A 5,045-nucleotide genomic window follows, 5' to 3' on the forward strand; every position below is an offset into this window, starting at 1 on the left:
TCTGCTTCCTTTAATATCCGAAAAATCTCGCTTTCTTCTATCTTCTTTCTTGCCATAATGCTCTCTCCTTAATATCGGAGAAAACTAACTTAAATATCGGTGCAGTTTTTGGGGAGCAGGTCAGAAATACTCAAATTTCCTATAATTTATCCCGTTACCAATTATGGAAATTTTATATCAGCGATGTTCGCATGTAAAAATTCTATAATAGAACTAGTATATTTTGAAAATTCTATTCAAAATCAACAATTTACGAACTTAAATTTCTGGATTTCTGGATTTGCCTTAAGATCAAGTAATTCGATCGAAGGTATTAAAATGAATCTTCAAAATACAAATCTCCAAATGTCAGATATTATTATCCAAAGTGTTCAAGATAAAGAAGGAAAAACGATTCCGATTTCGAAAATTCTCCTAATTAACAACTCATTACCAAATTTACAGGTTTTTTTTATTGAATATTTGAATAATTTTCTTTTAAAAAAATACGAATCTGTTTCTGAAGAATCTGATTGGAAAATATCAAATTTTCAAATTAATTCAATTCTAACTGAAGAAAAAGATAAACAACTTATTCAGTTAGGATTCAATTCATCAGAAAACCTGGTCTATTCAGATAAAAATGGAATAAAATTTTCATTCCGGAAATCAGATTCAAATTTTCCAGTAATAAATTCGTTCAATATAGAATCTATCAAAGAAACTATTGATTTAGTTCAATTCTTTGAAAACTAATGGCACTACGCATAACAGCGACTTACCGCTTCGCTTCGGCACAAGGCCTCGCTCGGCCTACGGCAAATTGTCCTTCTGGCATTCGCCTTGCCTTCGCAAGCTACATGCCAGTCCCTAACGTCCCGTTCCGGGACTCAGGGTCGGACAACTTCGGCAAGTCTATTCGTTATATGCAATTCAGCTAAATCAATTAAATTTATGAATATAAAATTAGAAAGACTCAAAGAAGCACAAAAGAAAGCAAAGGATCTTTTTGATATAATTGAAAAAGAAAATATCATACGACCAAATATTTCTGAAAAACAATTAAGCTCTGAAATATATGAATTGGCGAAAGATAGATTAGAGATCAAAAAATATTGGCATAAAAAAATCGTAAGAACCGGATCAAATACAATCTTTCCTTACGATGAAAATCCAGATACACTTATCATAAAAGATGATGATATACTTTGGATTGATTTCGGACCCATTTTTGAAAATTATGAAGCTGATTTCGGAAGAACTTATGTTCTTGGAAATAATCTTGAAAAATTGAAACTAAAATTAACTGTTGAAAATGCTTGGAATGATGCAAAAGAGTTCTACTTAAGTAAATCCTCGATTACTGGAAAAGAATTGTTTAATTTTTTAGAAGATTATGCTCTAAACAATGGCTATTTGTTTGGTAATAATATTGCAGGACATCTTATTGATGAATTTTCTCATTACAAAATTCACAAGTCTAGTCCTGAAAATTATATTTGCGATGAAAACTTGACTGATTTAAAAGCATCATTCGATAATCTTCCTAGGTTTTGGATTTTAGAAGTTCACTTCATTGATAAAAATAAAAAATTTGGAAGTTTCTTTGAACAACTACTATTATAAGCTGAACTGCATATAACAGCGACTTACCGCTACGCTTCGGGACAAGCCCTCGCTCGGCCTTCGGCAAATTCCCCTTCTGGCATTCGCGTTGCTTGCGCAAGCTACATGCCAGTCCCTAACGTCCCGTCGGGACTCAGGGTCGGGGAACTTCGGTAAGTCTATTCGTTATACGCAATATCCAAAAAGTGATTAAGAGATACTTCTCAAGTTATCGCGTTTATGTTCTATTTTTAAAGTTTACCTTTGCATTAGAAAACTTCTATCGCAGTTCCGTTGAGTAATTATAATCCCTTAATCAAAATTTTCACCTTAAGAAATAAGAATTAAGAGAAAAGATGAACTGAAGAAAGAAATGAAGAGTTCTTGGTTTTATCTTAAATAAGAATTTATTTTTGGACGGCGACTCATTTTTACATAATAGTAATTACGATTTCTTGTTTTTATAAATTTATAAAAAGATTCGAAAACATAGACTTTAGGAAGAAAAAATGAAAGAATACGAAATTTGGCTAAATTTTTTCTAATTAGTTTATTCTCTCACATTGGATACTGCGTATAACAGCGGCTAACCACATCGCTTCGGGACGAGCCCTCGCTCGGCCTACGGCACATAGGCTTTCTGGCACTCGTTTGCATACGCAAACTCCGTGCCAGTCCCTAACGTCCCGATTTCGGGACTCAGGGTCAGCCTACGTCGGTTAGCCTATTCGTTATGCGTAATTGCTGCAAAACATTAGTTTAATCAAAAAAACCCAAATTTACAGAAAATTCAGTCACAATTAAATGAAAAATAGTTTGATTTTTGCTTTTCTAGAACAAAAAATGAGATGTATCCAATCATGAAATCACTTAGTTTTCAAATCCCCGATCAAATAGACCTAAATGAATATGATTTCAAAATGGCTATGGCTGTTAAATTATATGAGACAGGTAAAATTTCCATAGGGCAAGCTGCTGATATCGTTAACCTTTCGAAGTCTTCTTTAATTGATGTGATGAAAAACTATGGCTCTTCTATTCTATTTGCATATTCTACTGATGATCTTAAAACTGATTTAGAGAATGCCTGACGTTATCTCTAACACAAGTTGCTTAATTCTTCTTTCGAAAATCCAACAATTTGCCATTTTAAAAAGCTTATATAATTCAGTAATCATTACTGATACAGTTAAGACTGAATTTGGCGAAAGTATTCCTGACTTCATAAAAGTCAAAAATCCTAAACAAGAATTTTCTGTTAAATCTCTTGAACAGATTTTAGATAGTGGTGAAGCATCAACTATTGCTCTGGCACTAGAATCAAAAAACTCTCTCGTAATATTGGATGACTTAAAGGCTAGAAAAATCGCAAAGAATCTTGGATTAAAAATAACAGGAACTCTCGGAATTTTAGCAAAAGCGAAAACTTTAGGTATAATAGAAGATTTAGAGAAACAAATTGATGAACTTCAAAGGAAGGGAATCTGGATTTCCGAATCTGTCTTAAGTGAAATTCGAAAGATAAATAAATCAAATCATTAAAAGCAGCAACTACGCATAACAGCGACTTACCGCTACGCTTCGGCACGAGGCCTCGCTCGGCCTGCGGCAAATTGTCCTCCTGTCACTCGTTTGCATCCGCAAACTACGTGCCAGTCCCTAACGTCCCGTTTCCGGGACTCAGGGTCGGACAACTTCGGTAAGTCTATTCGTTATACGACATTTTGAAAACTTAAAAGGAAAACATGAAAAAATTAATTCTAATATTATTTCTGGTAAGCTCTTCAGTCTATTCAGAAGCTAATACAGATCAAAAAAATAAGCTATGGACTTTTACTTTTATAAGGAATTCAACTTATCTATTTCCTTACGAAAAATATGAATTCAGAGATACATTCGGTGGTTATAGAAATAAAGGTAATGAAACCGTTAATAACTTCGAATTCTCGTTCAAAAAAAGATTCCAAGACTCAAATTTTTCAGTTTATACGGACTTTCTTGAATTTAACAAAAGATCGTTTTCTCAACAATTCGATTTCTATCAAAATAATCAACTTGTTGCTACTTCTTCCGTTTCCATTGGAGATTATTTTAGATCCCAAATTAGATTTGGATTTCTATACTCTCTGACTTCGATTCCGAACTTCAGCCTAATTCTTGGTACTAGGTATATTAAATCCGAACTTACCGATACTTTTCCTTTAACCTATTCCATCAGATTTGGACAAAAATACATTGGACCAGAACTTGGATTTGAATATCAATCTGATAAATATGCTAATTTCTTCGTTGCTTTTAGAATCAGCCTTTTTCAACTATATGGTAGAATTTACAACAATTACTCTTTCTCTGCTCTAAATACTGATCAAGGATACATTAGTGTTAATATTAATCCATATACTAAATATATTGGTTCTGAAATCTATTTAAAAACCGGATATTATTTCACTGAAAATGCATTTATGACCATAGGACTGAAATCTATTGTAGCTAGAGTTTTACCTGACGATATGAGAGTATATTCCGGTGATACTAGATATGATACGTTACAGAATATTGAATATGGATTACGTGGTAACTATACTAAATCAGATGCTTTTCAATCTGTAGTAATAGAATTTGGTGCTAATGTATAAATTCAAAACGTCGTATAACAGCGACTTACCGCTACGCTTCGGGACAAGCCCTCGCTCGGCCTACGGCAAATTCCCCTTCTGGCATTCGCCTTGCTTACGCAAGCTACATGCCAGTCCCTAACGTCCCGTTCGGGACTCAGGGTCGGGGAACTTCGGTAAGTCTATTCGTTATGCGACATGAGCTAAAAAATGTTTTTTTAAAACAATATCGAAAGTTGGAAGAATATGAAAAATGTAACTATTTTTTAGTTGCATTATTTTTGCTTTCGAGTTATTTCAATATTTAGTGTCCAAAAAAGATAAACTTTTAGCTAGAATATTATCTAAACCAAAGAATTTTACTTACGATGAACTCAGGAAGCTTTTGAATGGATTCGATTATACAGAAGACAATTCTGGAAAATCTTCTGGATCAAGAGTTGCTTGGATACATGAAAAAGGAAAACATGTGATTCGGCTGCACAAGCCTCATCCTGGTAATATTTTAAAATCATACCAAATAAATCAAATTATTGATGAATTAAAATCGGAAGGGTATTTAGAATGAAAGATTTAATGGAATATAAAGGATATCTTGGTTCTGTTCATTTTGATTCAGAAGATGAAATTTTCTACGGAAAAATTGAAGGAATAGAAGATTTAATTTCTTTTGAAGGAAAATCTGTTAATGAAATAAAAAAAGCATTCATTGAATCTGTTGATGATTATCTCCACGTATGTATAAAAGTTAAAAAAGATCCAGAAAAATCTTTTAAAGGTTCTTTCAATGTCAGAATCCCAACTGACCTTCATAGAAAAGCTTACCGAAAATCTTTGATAGAAGGA

Annotated in this window: 7 protein-coding genes; all 7 read left to right on the forward strand. The window is 33.2% G+C overall.

Features of this window, described 5'->3' with window-relative positions:
• Window positions 1-318: 318 nt before the first annotated feature.
• On the forward strand, window positions 319-735 hold the full coding sequence (locus LEP1GSC202_RS14035; protein ID WP_244147730.1) for a hypothetical protein: 417 nt from the start codon (window positions 319-321) through the stop codon (window positions 733-735).
• A gap of 198 nt (window positions 736-933) precedes the next feature.
• Window positions 934-1,605, forward strand: coding sequence for a M24 family metallopeptidase (locus tag LEP1GSC202_RS14040; RefSeq protein ID WP_015678417.1), 672 nt, complete (start codon window positions 934-936; stop codon window positions 1,603-1,605).
• An 827-nt stretch (window positions 1,606-2,432) separates the two neighbouring features.
• Window positions 2,433-2,675: a UPF0175 family protein gene (locus LEP1GSC202_RS14045; protein ID WP_015678419.1), complete on the forward strand. Its 243-nt coding sequence runs from the start codon at window positions 2,433-2,435 to the stop codon at window positions 2,673-2,675.
• Window positions 2,668-3,126, forward strand: coding sequence for a PIN domain-containing protein (locus LEP1GSC202_RS14050; RefSeq protein ID WP_015678420.1), 459 nt, complete (start codon window positions 2,668-2,670; stop codon window positions 3,124-3,126). The genes LEP1GSC202_RS14045 and LEP1GSC202_RS14050 overlap by 8 nt, the downstream gene beginning before the upstream one ends.
• A 203-nt stretch (window positions 3,127-3,329) precedes the next feature.
• Window positions 3,330-4,220, forward strand: a complete 891-nt coding sequence (locus LEP1GSC202_RS14055; RefSeq protein ID WP_015678418.1) for a hypothetical protein — start codon at window positions 3,330-3,332, stop codon at window positions 4,218-4,220.
• Between the two features lie 286 nt (window positions 4,221-4,506).
• A complete protein-coding gene (locus LEP1GSC202_RS14060; RefSeq protein ID WP_039929079.1) occupies window positions 4,507-4,767 on the forward strand; it encodes a type II toxin-antitoxin system HicA family toxin in 261 nt (86 codons plus the stop codon).
• The coding region (locus LEP1GSC202_RS14065; RefSeq protein WP_015678416.1) for a type II toxin-antitoxin system HicB family antitoxin at window positions 4,764-5,045 on the forward strand (282 nt) is incomplete at its 3' end. The genes LEP1GSC202_RS14060 and LEP1GSC202_RS14065, both read left to right, overlap by 4 nt.

Source organism: Leptospira yanagawae serovar Saopaulo str. Sao Paulo = ATCC 700523, assembly GCF_000332475.2.
GTDB classification, from domain to species: domain Bacteria; phylum Spirochaetota; class Leptospiria; order Leptospirales; family Leptospiraceae; genus Leptospira_A; species Leptospira_A yanagawae.

Bases quoted from the DNA above. Each gene is read 5' to 3' on its own strand.
- LEP1GSC202_RS14035 (WP_244147730.1), top strand. From the start codon at position 319: ATGAATCTTCAAAATACAAATCTCCAAATGTCAGATATTATTATCCAA.
- LEP1GSC202_RS14040 (WP_015678417.1), top strand. From the start codon at position 934: ATGAATATAAAATTAGAAAGACTCAAAGAAGCACAAAAGAAAGCAAAG.
- LEP1GSC202_RS14045 (WP_015678419.1), top strand. From the start codon at position 2,433: ATGTATCCAATCATGAAATCACTTAGTTTTCAAATCCCCGATCAAATA.
- LEP1GSC202_RS14050 (WP_015678420.1), top strand. From the start codon at position 2,668: ATGCCTGACGTTATCTCTAACACAAGTTGCTTAATTCTTCTTTCGAAA.
- LEP1GSC202_RS14055 (WP_015678418.1), top strand. From the start codon at position 3,330: ATGAAAAAATTAATTCTAATATTATTTCTGGTAAGCTCTTCAGTCTAT.